Raw genomic sequence first — 15,114 nt, 5'->3', positions numbered from 1 at the left:
CAACTTTATTAGCATGCAAAAGCGAATCCCGCCAGTAAACGGCTGTTTCTCCACTGGTTACGATTACCCTTGTTTTGACCATGGAAAATTTGCCCCACGCCGCGGCGCGGCGTAAACTACGCGCGGAGAAAAAGAGGAGTCCGTTATGCAAGGTACAACCCAACCTATCGATCGCCAGACGCTGCTCGAAAAAGCCAACAAACTTATTCGCGAACATGAGGATACGTTAGCCGGTATCGAAGCCACCGACGTCGTTCAGCGCAACAATGTCCTGGTGTTTAGCGGTGAGTTTTATCTTGACGAGCAAGGTTTACCGACGCCGAAGAGTACGGCGGTATTTAACATGTTTAAGTACCTCGCCCACGAGCTGTCGGACAAGTATCACCTGGTCGATTAAGGCCAGTGGAAACGATAACGCGAGGCCCTGGCCTCGCGTTATGTTGTTTACATCAGCGGTTTCTGACCGCGCTGCCACCAGCGCAGCAGAAGTCGATCGGCGCTCTCCGCGGCGCTACCGGTGAAGCGGTCGAGCATTTTCTTACGCTGTTGATAACGCACCCCGATCACCTCGTGGCTCTCCATGAGCCCCAGCAACAGCTCATCGCTGGTTTCAACCGCATCCACCAGCCCTTTTTCCAGCGCCTGCACCCCGTACCAGTGCTCGCCGGTAGCTACCTGCTCAATATCAAGTCCCGGACGCATCCGATGGACGAAATCCTTGAACAGATGGTGCGTCTCATTGAGATCCTCACGGAACTTGCGCCGCCCTTCTTCGGTATTTTCACCCAGCATAGTGAGGGTTCGCTTGTACTGACCAGCGGTGTGCAGTTCGATATCAATATCTTTGTTCTTCAGGAAGCGATGGAGGTTAGGGATCTGCGCCACCACGCCAATGGAGCCAAGGATCGCAAACGGTGCCGACACAATTTTGTTCGCCACGCAAGCCATCATATAGCCGCCGCTGGCCGCCACTTTGTCAACCGCCACCGTCAGCGGGATCTGTTTGTCACGCAACCGCTGCAGCTGAGAGGCTGCCAGCCCGTAACCGTGCACCACCCCGCCGGGGCTTTCCAGACGAATCACCACCTGGTCACGCGCTTTCGCCGCCGCCAGTACCGCCGTGATCTCTTCCCGCAGGCTGTTGACCTCATGGGCATCCATGCTGCCTTTGAAATCCAGCACCCAGGCGCGCGGCTTGCCTTCTGGCTCCACGTTACCCAGCTTCGCCCGCGCTTTCGCGGCCTTCGCCTCTTGTTTTTGCTTTTTTTTCTGCGTCTTATGCCACTGCTTCTGCTGCGGCCCGTCCAGCAGCGCCACCGCCAGTGATTCCTTCATCTCTTTATAATGCTCGCTAAGATTGGTCACCCGCAGCTCGCCGCGTTGCTTCTTGCGCTGGGCCAGGTTGACGATAATAGCGGCAATCACCGCGATAGCGACGACAACCGTCGCGATCTTGGCTAAAAATAAGCCGTACTGAGCAAGTAATTCCACGTTTTCACCTTGTGTAAAGCACTGACGTTGCTGCACAGTGTACATCAGCCCCTGGCGAGAAGTCTTTGTGCTTTGTGTCTTGTGCGCAGCGGATTCCGTTTTTTTTCAGCGAGGTTGAAATCGTTGCAAGATATTAATTTTCTGAATACTTTCCGCTTCGCCGATTGCAATGGCGAGCGCTTTCAGGCATAACAGCGCAAAAGTGAGATACCAAAGATGAAGCGCGATCGGGAACCGATCGCCCAAGGAGTCGCCGTGCATTATCAACCGCAACGCCACTTGCTGAAAGATCGCATCATCCTGGTCACCGGCGCCAGCGACGGGATTGGTCGTGAAGCGGCCCTGACCTACGCACGCTACAGCGCCAGCGTGATCCTGCTTGGCCGCAACGACGAAAAATTGCGCGCCGTCGCCCAGGAGATTGAACGCGAGGGCGGCCTTCCCGCCCGCTGGTTTACTCTCGACCTGCTAACCTGCACACCACAGGAGTGCCAGCAGCTGGCGCAGCAGATAAGTATGCACTATCCCCGTCTTGACGGCGTGCTGCACAACGCCGGCCTGCTCGGCGACATCTGCCCTATGGACGAGCAGAAGCCGGAGGTCTGGCAGCAGGTGATGCAGGTGAACGTCAATGGCACCTTTATGTTGACCCAGGCGCTTCTTCCTTTATTACTCCGTTCGGATGCGGGCTCGCTGGTCTTCACCTCGTCCAGCGTTGGCCGTCAGGGTCGCGCCAACTGGGGCGCCTATGCGGTCTCCAAATTCGCCACCGAAGGGATGATGCAGGTGCTGGCCGACGAGTACCAAAGCCGCCATCTGCGGGTGAACTGCATCAACCCCGGCGGCACCCGCACCGGGATGCGCGCCAGCGCCTTCCCGACGGAAGATCCGCTAAAACTGAAGACCCCCGCTGACATTATGCCCGTCTATCTGTGGCTGATGGGTGACGACAGTCGCCGCAAGACGGGAATGACCTTTGACGCCCAACCGGGCCGTAAGCCAGGAATTGCCCAATGAGTGATGAACGCTACCGCGAACGCCAGCAGCGGCTGAAAGATAAAGTTGACGCCCGGGTGGCGGCAGCCCAGGACGAACGCGGCATTGTGATGGTCTTTACCGGCAACGGCAAAGGCAAAACCACCGCCGCCTTTGGCACCGCGACCCGCGCCGTCGGCCACGGCAAAAAAGTCGGCGTGATCCAGTTTATCAAGGGGACCTGGCCTAACGGTGAGCGTAACCTGCTGGAACCCCACGGCGTCGAATTTCAGGTGATGGCGACAGGCTTCACCTGGAACACCCAGGATCGCGACAGCGACACCGCCGCCTGTCTGGCGGTCTGGGAGCATGCCCGCCGTATGCTTGCTGACGACCAGCTCGATCTGGTGTTGCTGGATGAGCTGACTTACATGGTGGCGTACGATTACCTGCCGCTGGAGTCGGTGCTGAGCGCCCTGCGTGAGCGTCCTGCCCATCAGTCGGTGATCATTACCGGCCGCGGCTGCCATCGCGATATTATTGAACTGGCGGATACCGTCAGCGAACTGCGTCCGGTCAAGCATGCGTTTGATGCCGGGATTAAAGCGCAGATGGGAATTGACTACTGAGGGCCTGATACGGCGAAAGGCAGTACGCGTTCCGGCGGCAAACCACCGGAACGCACAACATTAACCGTTGGTCTTATTGCGAGTACTGGAACGACGGTTGCTGTTGTTACCCTGGCGCGGGTTAGCGCTGGTCTGGCTGTGACGCTTCACCGCCCGCCGGATCTGATTGGCTTTCATCCGGCGACGGTCTTTCTCGACGGCAACTTTAGAACTGGTTTCCGGCGTCAGCTCCACCAGCTCGCGCAGGTAGTTGGTCTGCGCTAGGTCGAGTTCGGTATAGCCGCCACGCGGCAGGCCTTTCGGCAGCAGAATATCGCCATAGCGCACGCGGATCAGACGGCTGACCTGCACGCCGACCGCTTCCCAAAGGCGACGCACTTCGCGGTTACGCCCTTCGGTCAGGGTGACGTTGTACCACTGGTTAATCCCTTCACCGCCGGTGAATTTGATGGTTTTAAATGCTGCCGGGCCATCTTCTAATTGCACGCCGCGAGACAGCTGACGCAGCTTATCATCATCCACCTGGCCGAAAACGCGAACGGCGTACTCACGCTCGACTTCACGGCTCGGATGCATCAGGCGGTTTGCCAGTTCGCCATCGGTGGTGAACAGCAGCAGACCGCAGGTGTTCACGTCCAGACGGCCAACGGCAATCCAGCGCGCGCCGCGCAGTTTTGGCAGACGATCAAACACCGTCGGGCGCCCTTCCGGATCGTTACGGGTGCACAGCTCGCCTTCCGGCTTATAGTAAGCCAGCACGCGACAGATCTGCTCAGCAGACTCTTTCACCGAGATCAGATGACCATCGATACGAATTTTTAAACCGGGGACGATTTCCACACGATCGCCGAGGGTGGCGATTTTTCCGTCGACGCTGACGCGGCCAGCTTCGATTTTCGCTTCAATTTCACGGCGGGAGCCGTGGCCGGCGCGGGCCAGTACTTTTTGCAGTTTCTCGCTCATTGAGCTTCCTTAAGGTGTCGCCTTCCCAGGCGTCTGGTATGCTTTATGAAACAATGAGGCCAGAACAGACAACTCATTGTTACGTATATACTTTTAACGTAAAGCCTCGTCGGCGCGTTCAGCACATTCACCGCGAGCCCGTATTCGTGGCCGAACATACTACACTAACTTCATCGGGAAAGCTTCTGTTCGCCGCACCGCGCCTTGAGTATGGAACAGATTTTCCTTATTCTCCTGGGCATTCTCGCACTTGTCCGTCTTTGCCAGAAAGAGGGGTTTCCTCGTTACGCCCCTTCTCTGCCATAGCCAACAGCCAGTCTCGAAAACAGCGGTTGGCAGGCGCCAGCAGCGCGGTCACGTGGTAAACCAGATGATAGGCCAGCGGACAGGCGATGGGCTGCGCCAGAGGATTAACCAGCCGCCCCTGCGTCAGCGCAGGCGCTATGAATGAACGTCGCAGTAATGCCATCCCCATACCAGCGAACGCCGCCTCCGTCACGCCGTTGGAATCAGTGAACACCGGACCGCGGCGCGCGCGGTCCGGCTCCAGCCCCACGGCCTCACACCACAGCGCCCAGTCTTCACGATGCTCATCGTGCAGCAGCGGATACTGCAGCAGATCGCCCGCACCGGCGAGGGACCGGCGCGGAGCAATCAGTTGCGGACTGCAGACCGGGATAAGGTCGTCATCCAGCAGGCGGTAAGCCTGCAGTTCCGGCCAGCCGCCGACACCATGACGCACGGCAAAATCGATCCCTTCACTCAGCAAATCTACTCGCCGGTTGGTGGTACCGATCTGGATCTCAATCTTTGGATAACGTCGTTCAAAATCAGCCAGCCGCGGCAGCAGCCACTGAATGGCGAAGCCGCTGGTACAGCTGAGCGTCACCTTTTCTGGCCCCGCGGGCACCTGCAGGCGCTGGGTGGCGGCGGCTATCTGGAGAAACGCGGGCTGAACGGCCCGCAGATAGATCTCCCCCACCTCCGTTAACTGTAACTGTCGGGGAGTGCGAATAAAAAGCGGGGTATTTAGCGCTTCCTCGAGGCGGGCAATTTGCTGGCTGACGGCGCTGGGCGTAACGCAAAGCTCACTGGCGGCCTGCTTCAGACTGAGCAGCCGTGCCGCCGCTTCAAAGCAGCGCAGCGCATTCAGCGGTGGAAGTTTCATCAACATGGCATCTCAGTTAAGAATAACTTAATCATGTAAGCATAGCGCGTTTGTCGGACGCTGCACGTGAGTTCTACAGTTGACTTCCTTCGTGACTACAAGGAGTCAATCATGCGTGTTATCGACTATGGCCGCCTGTTGCTACTCGCCGCTCTCTGGGGCGCCAGCTTTTTGTTTATGCGCATCACCACCCCGGCCTTCGGGGCGATGAACAGCGCTTTTCTTCGCGTACTGTTCGCCGCTATCGCGCTCGGGCTGTTACTCGGCGTGCAGGATAAATGGAGCGGGTATCAGGGAAAATTCATATCCACTCTGAAGCTGGGGGTCATTAATTCAGGCCTTCCTTTTCTGATGTACTGCCTTGCCGCACAGTGGCTGCCGGCAGGGTACTCCGCCACGCTCAACGCCACGGCGCCGATGATGGGAATGCTTATCGGCGCGTTATGCTTTGCAGAACCGTTAACCCTGCGCAAAGGCGGCGGCGCGTTACTGGGCGCCATTGGCGTGGCAGTCATTGCGCGCCCAACCTCCAGCCTCAGCGCCGCCCTCCTGCTGCCAGGGATCGGGGCCTGCCTGATCGCGACCGCTTGTTACGGTCTGGCCGGCTTTCTGACCCGCCGCTGGATCCAGCAGCGGGGCGGCCTTGAGGCTGAGCGCGTTGCGTTGGGCAGCCAGGTCGGCGCCACGCTGTTTCTGTTGCCTTTCTTTCTCTGGTCAGGCTGGTATGGTCCGGTCATAGACTGGCGACAGAGCCTGCCGTGGATAGCGATAGTCATGCTAGGCGTGGTCTGTACGGCAGCAGGGTATATTCTCTATTTTCGCCTGATTGCTGATATTGGACCGCTGCGTTCGCTGTCGGTGACCTTTTTGATCCCACCTTTTGCGGCGCTGTGGGGCTATCTGTGCCTCGGAGAGGCCATACAAAAAGGGCTGATTCTCGGCGCACTGCTGATCGGTCTGGCGCTGTGGTTGATTGTCGTCCCGTCAGGAAGGAAACGCGGGGTGTCGGGCGGAGTATGAACCACCGCCCGACGAGGACGATCAGAGGAAAGGCTTCACGTCGCCGACGCCTTCGCGCAGCACCACCGGGGTATCTTCCGTCAGGTCGATAACCGTGGTCGGCTGCTGCCCAAGGAAACCGCCGTGAATGATGAGGTCCACCACTTTCTCCAGACGATCTTTGATCTCTTCCGGGTCGGACTCAGTAAAGTCGCTGCCGGGCAGCATCAGCGACGTGGACAGCATCGGTTCGCCTAAAGTCTCGAGCAACGCCTGAGCAATGGGGTTAGACGGGACGCGCATGCCGATGGTTTTACGTTTCTCCTGCAGCAGCCGGCGCGGCACTTCTTTGGTCCCCTTGAGGATAAAGGTGTAGTTGCCCGGCGTGTTGTTTTTCATCAGACGAAACGCCACGTTGTCTACAAAAGCGTAGGTTGACAGCTCGGACAGATCGCGGCACATCAGGGTAAAGTTGTGGCCGTCAGGCAACTGACGGATACGGCAGATCCGCTCCATCGCGCCCTTGTCTTCAATTTTGCAGCCCAGGGCGTAGCCGGAGTCGGTAGGATAAACGATCACCCCGCCCTTACGCACAATCTCCACCGCCTGGTTAATCAACCGCGCCTGCGGGTTATCCGGATGGATATAAAAAAACTGACTCATACTTCCCTCTCAATTTTTATTCGGCGGCCGCTTCCCAGCTGTGCCAGACGCCTTCCACGCCGGCAGGAAGCCAGAGCTTACGGCCAAGCTCGATCCACGCACAGGGCTGATGAAAATCGGATCCCTGTGACGCCAGAAGACCAAACTGCACGGCCAGGGTGGCCAGCTGGGCGCGTTCATGGGGCGCCTGCTGACACTGGGCCACTTCCATGGCATCACCGCCCTGCTCGCTAAAGTGGGCCAACAGCCGCTTCAACCACTTGGCGGAGAGATCGTAGCGCCCGGGATGGGCTATCACCGCCTTGCCGCCAGAATGATGAATGACATCAATCGCTTGTTTTATTGTACACCACTGCGGCGGCACGTAACCGGTTTTCCCGCGGGCAAGGTATTTTTTGAAGACTTCCGCCATGTTTTTCGCATGGCCGGCCTCCACCAGAAAACGGGCAAAATGGCCGCGGGTGACGGCGCCACCGTCCGCCAGCCGCAGCGCCGCTTCCCAGGCGCCAGGGATCCGCGCCTTCTCCAGGCGTTCGGCGATCATTTGTCCCCGCAGCTGGCGTCGCGCTTTCTGCTCCTCCAGCAGCGCGGTCATCGTCGGGTGCGCAATATCAATATTCAGACCCACGATATGTATTTCGTGATTCTCCCAGAGCGTCGAAATCTCGACGCCGTTTACCAGCGTTAAGGGTAATCCGGCGCGGGCGATCTCTTCCCGGGCGGCCGGGATCGCCGCCACGCTGTCATGGTCGGTGATCGCCAGGGTGCCAACGCGCATCTCATGGGCGCGATGGACCAGTTCCTGCGGAGTCAACCGCCCATCAGAGGCGGTGGTGTGGCTGTGCAGATCGTAAATCACTGCGTATTGGCTGTCGCTCAAAAGGACTCCTGCTGGACATCAACGTAAATAAGCGCATTATCATACCGACAGGCAGAGAAAATCTGCAAACAAGGGTTGACTTTATTCCATTGAACTAGTTAACTAGTACGCAAGTTCACATGAAGGGGTATCACGATGAAAAAGTATGTTATCACTCTGCACAGCTGGTGGCGCACCTCCTGACTTCGGGCGGCGTGATCGCGTTTTGCATTCAGCATACAGATACCCGGCCCGCCAATGAGCGGGCTTTTTATTGGACAAAAATAATACGAACAGGCGAGAACAATAATGCAAACATCCAAACCGGCACTCGAGCTTCTCACCAGCGACGCCATCTACCGGGAGAACCCGACGGCGTTATTCCACCAACTGTGCGGCGCCCGTCCGGCCACGCTGCTGCTGGAATCCGCTGACATCGACAGCAAAGATGACTTAAAAAGCCTGCTGCTGGTCGACAGCGCGCTGCGCATTACCGCCCTTGGTGACACTGTCACTATTCAGGCCCTTTCCGCTAACGGCGCCGCGCTGCTGGAACTGCTGGACGGCGCGCTGCCCTCCGGGATCGCCAATCAGCGCCAGCCCAACGGCCGCATCCTGACCTTCCCCGCGGTCAGCACCCTGCTCGATGAAGACGCCCGTCTCTGCTCACTGTCGGTGTTTGACGCCTTCCGTCTCCTGCAGGAGCTGGTGACCGTCCCGGCCAACGAGCGTGAAGCGATGTTCTTCGGCGGCCTGTTCGCCTACGACCTGGTCGCCGGCTTTGAAGATCTTCCGCCGCTGCAGAGCGACACCGCCTGCCCGGACTACTGCTTCTATCTGGCAGAAACTCTGCTGGTCATCGACCATCAGACCAAGCATACCCGCATTCAGGCCAGCCTGTTCACCCCGCTGGAGAGTGAAAAACAGCGCCTTGAGCAGCGCCTGAGCCAGCTGCGTCAGCAGCTGAACGAGCCGCCGGCGCCGCTGCCGGTCACCACCGTGACCGAAATGCAGTGCGACGTTGACCAGAGCGATGAAGAGTACGGTGCGGTGGTGCGTAAAATGCAGCGCGCGATCCGCGCCGGGGAAATCTTCCAGGTGGTCCCTTCCCGTCGCTTCTCGCTGCCCTGCCCGTCGCCGCTGGCCGCTTATGATGTGCTGAAGAAGAGCAACCCCAGCCCGTACATGTTCTTTATGCAGGACAACGATTTCACCCTGTTCGGCGCCTCGCCGGAGAGTTCGCTGAAATATGATGCCGTCAGCCGTCAGATTGAGATCTACCCGATCGCCGGCACCCGGCCACGCGGCCGCCGCGCCGACGGCTCGCTGGATCGCGATCTTGACAGCCGCATCGAACTGGAAATGCGCACCGACCATAAAGAGCTTTCCGAACACCTGATGCTGGTGGACCTGGCGCGTAATGACCTGGCCCGCATCTGCACCCCGGGCAGCCGCTATGTCGCCGATTTAACGAAGGTTGACCGTTACTCCTTCGTGATGCATCTGGTCTCCCGGGTGGTGGGTGAACTGCGTCAGGATCTCGATGTGCTGCACGCCTACCGCGCCTGCATGAACATGGGCACCCTCAGCGGCGCGCCGAAGGTCCGCGCCATGCAGCTGATTGCCGCCGCCGAAGGTAAACGCCGTGGCAGCTACGGCGGCGCGGTGGGCTATTTCACCGCCCACGGCGACCTCGACACCTGCATCGTCATCCGTTCCGCCTATGTGCAGGAGGGTATCGCTACCGTCCAGGCCGGAGCCGGCATTGTGCTCGACTCGGTTCCCCAGTCGGAAGCGGATGAGACCCGAAATAAAGCCCGCGCGGTGCTGCGCGCCATTGCCCAGGCCCATCACGCGAAGGAGATTTTCTGATGGCTGACATTCTGCTGCTCGATAATATCGATTCTTTCACCTATAACCTGGCAGACCAGCTGCGGGCCAATGGCCATAACGTGGTGATTTACCGTAACTCCGTCCCGGCGCAGGCGCTGATTGAGCGTCTGGGCACCATGGCCAACCCGGTGCTGATGCTCTCCCCGGGCCCGGGTACGCCGAGCGAAGCTGGCTGCATGCCGGAACTGCTGACCCGTATGCGTGGCAAGCTGCCGATCATCGGCATCTGCCTCGGTCATCAGGCCATTGTTGAAGCCTACGGCGGCTATGTCGGCCAGGCGGGCGAGATCCTCCATGGCAAAGCTTCCAGCATTGAGCACGACGGCCAGGCCATGTTTGCCGGTCTGGCTAACCCGCTACCGGTGGCACGCTATCACTCGCTGGTTGGCAGCAATATTCCCGCCGGGCTGACGATTAACGCCAATTTCAACGGTATGGTGATGGCGGTGCGTCACGATGCGGACCGGGTGTGCGGCTTCCAGTTCCATCCGGAATCGATCCTTACCACTCAGGGCGCACGGCTGCTGGAGCAGACCCTGGCCTGGGCGCTGCAGAAGCTGGAGCACACTAACACCCTCCAGCCGATCCTTGAGAAGCTCTATCAGGCGGAAACCCTGAGCCAGCAGGAGAGCCACCAGCTGTTCTCCGCCGTCGTGCGCGGTGAAGTGAAGCCTGAGCAACTGGCCGCCGCGCTGGTCAGTATGAAAGTGCGCGGCGAGCAGCCGCAGGAAATTGCCGGCGCCGCCACCGCGCTGCTGGAAAACGCCGCGCCGTTCCCGCGCCCGGACTACCTGTTTGCCGACATCGTCGGCACCGGTGGCGACGGCAGCAACAGCATCAATATCTCCACCGCCAGCGCCTTTGTCGCTGCGGCCTGTGGATTGAAAGTGGCGAAACACGGTAACCGCAGCGTCTCCAGTAAATCAGGCTCTTCTGACCTGCTGGCGGCCTTCGGCATCAATCTCGATATGAACGCCGATAAGTCCCGCGCGGCGCTCGATGAGCTGGGGGTTTGTTTCCTGTTCGCGCCGAAATACCACACCGGTTTCCGCCATGCGATGCCGGTCCGTCAGCAGCTGAAGACCCGTACCCTGTTTAACGTGCTGGGGCCGCTGATTAACCCGGCGCATCCGCCGCTGGCGCTGATTGGCGTCTACAGCCCGGAACTGGTGCTGCCGATCGCCGAGACCCTGCGCGTGCTGGGCTATCAGCGCGCGGCGGTGGTGCACAGCGGCGGGATGGATGAAGTCTCGCTGCATGCGCCCACGGTGGTCGCCGAACTGCATAACGGGGAAATCAAAAGCTATCAGCTGACCGCTGACGACTTCGGCCTGACGCCTTACCATCAGGCGCAGCTGGCGGGCGGCACGCCGGAAGAAAATCGTGACATTCTGACGCGCTTGCTACAAGGTAAAGGTGAAGCCGCTCACGAAGCCGCCGTCGCCGCCAACGTCGCCATGTTGATGCGTTTACACGGGCATGAAGATCTGAAAGCTAACGCTCAGCAGGTACTGGATGTGCTGCACAGCGGCGCGGCCTATGACAGAGTGACCGCCTTAGCGGCAAGAGGGTAAAGAATGCAGACCGTTTTAGCAAAAATCGTTGCCGACAAAGCGATTTGGGTAGAAGCCCGCAAACAACAACAACCGTTAGCCAGTTTTCAGAATGAAGTGGTCCCGACGCAGCGCAATTTTTATGACGCGCTGGCCGGCACCCGCACCGCGTTCATTCTCGAGTGCAAAAAGGCCTCGCCGTCGAAGGGTTTAATTCGCGAAGATTTCGATCCGGCGGCGATCGCCAGCATCTACAAACACTACGCCTCGGCGATCTCAGTGCTGTGTGATGAGAAATATTTCCAGGGCAGTTTCGATTTTCTGCCGATCGTCAGCAAGGTCGCGCCGCAGCCGATCCTGTGTAAGGACTTCACCATCGACCCTTACCAGATCTACCTGGCGCGCTACTATCAGGCCGACGCCTGCCTGCTGATGCTCTCGGTGCTCGACGATGAGCAGTACCGCCAGCTCTCCGCGGTCGCGCACAGCCTGAATATGGGCGTGCTGACCGAAGTCAGCAATGAAGAGGAGCTGGAGCGCGCCATCGCCCTGAAGGCGAAGGTGGTGGGCATTAACAACCGCGACCTGCGCGATATGTCAATTGACCTTAACCGCACCCGTCAGCTGGCGGCGCGTCTCGGCCCGGATGTCACGGTGATCAGCGAATCCGGCATCCATACCTATGCCGAAGTGCGTGAGCTGAGCCACTTCGCCAACGGTTTCCTGATCGGCTCCGCCCTGATGGAGCAGGCGGATCTGGAAGCAGCGGTCAAACGCGTGCTGCTCGGCGAGAACAAAGTGTGCGGCCTGACGCGCCCGCAGGATGCCCAGGTGGCCTGGGAGTCTGGCGCCATCTACGGTGGCCTGATTTTCGTCCCGACCTCGCCGCGGGTCGTGAATGACGCGCAGGCCAAAGCGGTGATCGCCGCTGCGCCGCTGCAGTACGTCGGCGTCTTCCGCAATGCGCCGCTGGACGAGGTGGTCGCCCGCGCGCAGGCTCTGGGGCTGACCGCCGTGCAGCTGCACGGTGATGAGGACCAGGTCTATATCGACGCGCTGCGCGACGCCCTCGCGGACAACGTCCGCATCTGGAAAGCGCTGAGCGTTGGCGAAACCCTCCCGGCCCGTACGCTCCGCCATGTTGACAAGTACCTGTTCGACAACGGCCAGGGCGGCAGCGGCCAGCGCTTTGACTGGAGCCTGCTGCAGGGCCAGGATCTGCGCAACGTCATGCTGGCGGGTGGCCTGGGTGCCGATAACTGTGTGGAAGCGGCCAAAAGCGGCTGTGCCGGACTCGATTTCAATTCAGGCGTAGAGTCGCAACCCGGGATTAAAGACGCCAGCAAACTGGCCTCCGTATTCCAGACGCTGCGCGCATATTAAGGAGCAATAATGAGCACTTTACTGAACCCCTACTTCGGCGAATTCGGCGGCATGTATGTGCCGCAGATCCTGATGCCCGCCCTGCGCCAGCTGGAAGAAGCCTTTGTCAGCGCGCAGAAGGACCCGGCCTTTCAGGCGGAATTCACTGACCTGCTGAAAAACTACGCCGGACGTCCGACGGCCCTGACCAAATGCCGGAATCTGACCGAAGGTACTCGCACCACCCTGTACCTGAAACGCGAAGATCTGCTGCACGGCGGCGCGCACAAAACCAACCAGGTGCTGGGCCAGGCCCTGCTGGCCAAACGGATGGGCAAAACCGAAATTATCGCCGAGACCGGCGCCGGTCAGCACGGGGTCGCCTCAGCGCTGGCCAGCGCCCTGCTCGGCCTGAAATGCCGTATCTACATGGGCGCCAAGGACGTCGAGCGCCAGTCGCCGAACGTCTTCCGTATGCGCCTGATGGGCGCCGAGGTGATCCCGGTGCACAGCGGCTCCGCCACGCTGAAAGATGCCTGTAATGAGGCGCTGCGCGACTGGTCTGGTAGCTACGAGAAGGCGCACTATATGCTGGGCACCGCCGCCGGTCCGCATCCATTCCCGACCATTGTACGTGAATTCCAGCGCATGATTGGTGAAGAGACCAAAGCGCAGATCCTCGAAAAAGAAGGACGCCTGCCGGACGCGGTGATCGCCTGCGTCGGCGGTGGGTCAAACGCCATCGGCATGTTTGCCGACTTTATTGATGAAACCAACGTCGGCCTGATCGGCGTGGAACCGGCCGGGCACGGTATCGAAAGCGGCGAGCACGGCGCGCCGCTGAAGCATGGCCGCGTGGGGATCTACTTCGGTATGAAGTCGCCGATGATGCAGACCGCCGACGGCCAGATCGAAGAGTCTTACTCCATTTCCGCCGGGCTGGACTTCCCGTCCGTTGGGCCGCAGCACGCGTTTCTGAACAGCACCGGTCGCGCTGACTATGTGTCGATCACCGACGACGAAGCGCTGGACGCGTTTAAAGCGCTCTCGCGCCACGAAGGGATCATCCCGGCGCTGGAGTCCTCTCACGCTCTGGCCCACGCGCTGAAGATGATGCGCGAAAATCCGGAAAAAGAGCAGCTGCTGGTGGTTAACCTCTCCGGTCGCGGCGACAAAGACATTTTCACCGTACATGACATCCTGAAAGCGCGAGGGGAAATCTGATGGAACGCTATGAGACGCTGTTTGCCCAACTGAAAAATCGCCAGGAAGGCGCCTTCGTTCCCTTTGTCACCCTTGGCGATCCGGGACCGGAGCAGTCGCTCAAAATTATCGATGCGCTGATCGAAGGCGGCGCCGATGCCCTGGAGCTGGGGATCCCCTTCTCCGACCCGCTGGCGGACGGCCCGACCATCCAGGGCGCGGCCCTGCGCGCCTTCGCCGCCGGGGTGACCCCGGCGCAGTGCTTTGAGATGCTGGCGGCGATCCGCCAGAAGCATCCGACGATCCCAATCGGCCTGCTGATGTATGCCAACCTCGTCTTCAGCCCGGGCATCGATGCGTTCTATGCCCAGTGCGAACGCGTCGGCGTCGACTCGGTGCTGGTGGCCGACGTGCCGGTGGAAGAGTCCGCCCCGTTCCGCCAGGCGGCGATGCGCCATAACATCGCGCCGATTTTCATCTGCCCGCCCAATGCGGATGACGATTTACTGCGCCAGATTGCCTCTTATGGCCGCGGCTACACCTATCTGCTGTCGCGTGCCGGGGTGACCGGTGCGGAAAATCGCGCCGCGCTGCCGCTGCACCACCTGGTGGAGAAGCTGGCGGAATATCACGCCGCGCCGCCGCTGCAGGGCTTTGGCATCTCCGCGCCGGAGCAGGTGAGCGCCGCCATTGACGCCGGAGCCGCCGGGGCTATCTCCGGTTCCGCCATCGTCAAAATCATCGAACGCCACCTCGAGGAGCCGCAAATCATGCTCGACGAACTGAGAGCCTTCGTCCAGAGCCTGAAGGCGGCGACCAAAACCGCCTGACCGTTAGCCGCCTGGTATTGCGCCAGGCGGCGTCTTTTTCTGCAAACTGTCGGCGTATTTGCGCGTTAAGCGAAACAGCGCCTGCACTTCCTCTTCCGGCCACTGCGCCAGCACCTGATTCATTAACCGCCGCCGCGCTACCGCAATACTGTCGATCATCCGTTGTCCACTGGCGCTAAGCGTCACTTCGCTGATCCGTCGGTCATGACGGTTAGGTTGCTTACAGGCGAGCCCCTGGGCTTCCAGTTTTTTTACCTGGCGGCTGACGGTGGTGTAATCGCGCCCTAAATGATCCGCCAGCTCAACAACCCCCACCGGGCCATGGCGCCCTACCGCCACCAGCAGCGGAAACAGCATCTGTTCCAGCTGGACGCCGGCCGCCTGGAGGATCTGCTCGTCGCGCAGCGGCTGGTTCATCACGCTGATGATATCCAGCAGCGCGCCGTGAAAATCGGTAATGTCGTAGTCATTATGTGCATCTTGCATGTATTAATTTTCCGCGTATAGTGCTGCAAAACAATATGTG

15 protein-coding genes and 1 other annotated feature are annotated in these 15,114 nt (G+C 59.8%); of the genes, 9 read left to right on the top strand and 6 right to left on the bottom strand.

Annotation, left to right across the window (positions count from 1 at the left end; translation table 11 throughout):
* Positions 1-145: 145 nt before the first annotated feature.
* Positions 146-397: a YciN family protein gene (locus CWM58_RS01210; RefSeq protein ID WP_002901761.1), complete on the top strand. Its 252-nt coding sequence runs from the start codon at positions 146-148 to the stop codon at positions 395-397.
* Between the two features lie 47 nt (positions 398-444).
* Here CWM58_RS01210 and sohB read toward each other — a convergent pair whose 3' ends face one another.
* Positions 445-1,491, bottom strand: a complete 1,047-nt coding sequence (gene sohB, locus CWM58_RS01205; RefSeq protein WP_100680558.1) for a protease SohB — start codon at positions 1,489-1,491, stop codon at positions 445-447.
* A 255-nt stretch (positions 1,492-1,746) separates the two neighbouring features.
* On the opposite strand from sohB, the gene CWM58_RS01195 reads away from it, so the two are divergent.
* Positions 1,747-2,508, top strand: a complete 762-nt coding sequence (locus tag CWM58_RS01195; RefSeq protein ID WP_074386106.1) for a YciK family oxidoreductase — start codon at positions 1,747-1,749, stop codon at positions 2,506-2,508.
* Positions 2,505-3,095: a cob(I)yrinic acid a,c-diamide adenosyltransferase gene (gene cobO / locus CWM58_RS01190; protein ID WP_002901749.1), complete on the top strand. Its 591-nt coding sequence runs from the start codon at positions 2,505-2,507 to the stop codon at positions 3,093-3,095. The genes CWM58_RS01195 and cobO overlap by 4 nt, the downstream gene beginning before the upstream one ends.
* A 60-nt stretch (positions 3,096-3,155) precedes the next feature.
* Here cobO and rluB read toward each other — a convergent pair whose 3' ends face one another.
* Together rluB and gcvA are read right to left on the bottom strand one after the other, a co-directional pair.
* Positions 3,156-4,058, bottom strand: coding sequence for a 23S rRNA pseudouridine(2605) synthase RluB (gene rluB / locus CWM58_RS01185; RefSeq protein WP_008807781.1), 903 nt, complete (start codon positions 4,056-4,058; stop codon positions 3,156-3,158).
* Positions 4,059-4,284: 226 nt separating this feature from the next.
* Positions 4,285-5,226, bottom strand: coding sequence for a transcriptional regulator GcvA (gene gcvA / locus CWM58_RS01180; protein ID WP_227520701.1), 942 nt, complete (start codon positions 5,224-5,226; stop codon positions 4,285-4,287).
* Between the two features lie 111 nt (positions 5,227-5,337).
* Here gcvA and CWM58_RS01175 point away from each other — a divergent pair, with 111 nt between their 5' ends.
* Complete coding sequence (locus CWM58_RS01175; protein ID WP_100680007.1) at positions 5,338-6,246, top strand: DMT family transporter; 909 nt, start codon at positions 5,338-5,340, stop codon at positions 6,244-6,246.
* Positions 6,247-6,267: 21 nt separating this feature from the next.
* Here CWM58_RS01175 and CWM58_RS01170 read toward each other — a convergent pair whose 3' ends face one another.
* Together CWM58_RS01170 and rnm are read right to left on the bottom strand one after the other, a co-directional pair.
* On the bottom strand, positions 6,268-6,888 hold the full coding sequence (locus CWM58_RS01170) for an L-threonylcarbamoyladenylate synthase (RefSeq protein ID WP_008807778.1): 621 nt from the start codon (positions 6,886-6,888) through the stop codon (positions 6,268-6,270).
* Between the two features lie 16 nt (positions 6,889-6,904).
* A complete protein-coding gene (rnm, locus tag CWM58_RS01165) occupies positions 6,905-7,768 on the bottom strand; it encodes an RNase RNM (protein ID WP_061154911.1) in 864 nt (287 codons plus the stop codon).
* Between the two features lie 159 nt (positions 7,769-7,927).
* Positions 7,928-8,023, top strand: a sequence feature (Trp leader region).
* 33 nt (positions 8,024-8,056) lie between these two features.
* On the opposite strand from rnm, the gene CWM58_RS01160 reads away from it, so the two are divergent.
* From CWM58_RS01160 to trpA, 5 genes are read left to right on the top strand one after another with little or no spacing between them, the layout of a single operon-like run.
* Complete coding sequence (locus CWM58_RS01160; RefSeq protein WP_100680006.1) at positions 8,057-9,619, top strand: anthranilate synthase component 1; 1,563 nt, start codon at positions 8,057-8,059, stop codon at positions 9,617-9,619.
* A complete protein-coding gene (gene trpD / locus CWM58_RS01155) occupies positions 9,619-11,214 on the top strand; it encodes a bifunctional anthranilate synthase glutamate amidotransferase component TrpG/anthranilate phosphoribosyltransferase TrpD (RefSeq protein ID WP_100680005.1) in 1,596 nt (531 codons plus the stop codon). The genes CWM58_RS01160 and trpD overlap by 1 nt, the downstream gene beginning before the upstream one ends.
* Before the next feature lie 3 nt (positions 11,215-11,217).
* Positions 11,218-12,576 (top strand): bifunctional indole-3-glycerol-phosphate synthase TrpC/phosphoribosylanthranilate isomerase TrpF, encoded by a 1,359-nt coding sequence (gene trpCF, locus CWM58_RS01150; RefSeq protein ID WP_100680004.1) that lies wholly within the window; start codon positions 11,218-11,220, stop codon positions 12,574-12,576.
* 9 nt (positions 12,577-12,585) lie between these two features.
* On the top strand, positions 12,586-13,779 hold the full coding sequence (gene trpB, locus CWM58_RS01145; RefSeq protein WP_012542059.1) for a tryptophan synthase subunit beta: 1,194 nt from the start codon (positions 12,586-12,588) through the stop codon (positions 13,777-13,779).
* A complete protein-coding gene (gene trpA / locus CWM58_RS01140; protein ID WP_100680003.1) occupies positions 13,779-14,588 on the top strand; it encodes a tryptophan synthase subunit alpha in 810 nt (269 codons plus the stop codon). The genes trpB and trpA overlap by 1 nt, the downstream gene beginning before the upstream one ends.
* Positions 14,589-14,591: 3 nt before the next feature.
* On the opposite strand, the gene CWM58_RS01135 is transcribed toward trpA, so the two are convergent.
* The gene (locus CWM58_RS01135; protein ID WP_100680002.1) at positions 14,592-15,074 is read right to left on the bottom strand and encodes a MarR family winged helix-turn-helix transcriptional regulator; all 483 of its coding nucleotides are present in this window, start codon (positions 15,072-15,074) and stop codon (positions 14,592-14,594) included.
* Positions 15,075-15,114: the final 40 nt, after the last annotated feature.

Source organism: Klebsiella sp. H-Nf2 (assembly GCF_002806645.1).
GTDB classification, from domain to species: domain Bacteria; phylum Pseudomonadota; class Gammaproteobacteria; order Enterobacterales; family Enterobacteriaceae; genus Klebsiella; species Klebsiella variicola.
The sequence above is the reverse complement of the archived record's forward strand: the minus strand, read 5'-3'. Positions and strand labels throughout refer to the sequence as shown.

Bases quoted from the DNA above. Each gene is read 5' to 3' on its own strand.
- CWM58_RS01135 (WP_100680002.1), bottom strand. From the start codon at position 15,074: ATGCAAGATGCACATAATGACTACGACATTACCGATTTTCACGGCGCG.
- trpCF (WP_100680004.1), top strand. From the start codon at position 11,218: ATGCAGACCGTTTTAGCAAAAATCGTTGCCGACAAAGCGATTTGGGTA.
- gcvA (WP_227520701.1), bottom strand. From the start codon at position 5,226: ATGAAACTTCCACCGCTGAATGCGCTGCGCTGCTTTGAAGCGGCGGCA.
- cobO (WP_002901749.1), top strand. From the start codon at position 2,505: ATGAGTGATGAACGCTACCGCGAACGCCAGCAGCGGCTGAAAGATAAA.
- trpA (WP_100680003.1), top strand. From the start codon at position 13,779: ATGGAACGCTATGAGACGCTGTTTGCCCAACTGAAAAATCGCCAGGAA.
- CWM58_RS01210 (WP_002901761.1), top strand. From the start codon at position 146: ATGCAAGGTACAACCCAACCTATCGATCGCCAGACGCTGCTCGAAAAA.
- rluB (WP_008807781.1), bottom strand. From the start codon at position 4,058: ATGAGCGAGAAACTGCAAAAAGTACTGGCCCGCGCCGGCCACGGCTCC.
- trpB (WP_012542059.1), top strand. From the start codon at position 12,586: ATGAGCACTTTACTGAACCCCTACTTCGGCGAATTCGGCGGCATGTAT.
- CWM58_RS01160 (WP_100680006.1), top strand. From the start codon at position 8,057: ATGCAAACATCCAAACCGGCACTCGAGCTTCTCACCAGCGACGCCATC.
- CWM58_RS01170 (WP_008807778.1), bottom strand. From the start codon at position 6,888: ATGAGTCAGTTTTTTTATATCCATCCGGATAACCCGCAGGCGCGGTTG.
- trpD (WP_100680005.1), top strand. From the start codon at position 9,619: ATGGCTGACATTCTGCTGCTCGATAATATCGATTCTTTCACCTATAAC.
- CWM58_RS01175 (WP_100680007.1), top strand. From the start codon at position 5,338: ATGCGTGTTATCGACTATGGCCGCCTGTTGCTACTCGCCGCTCTCTGG.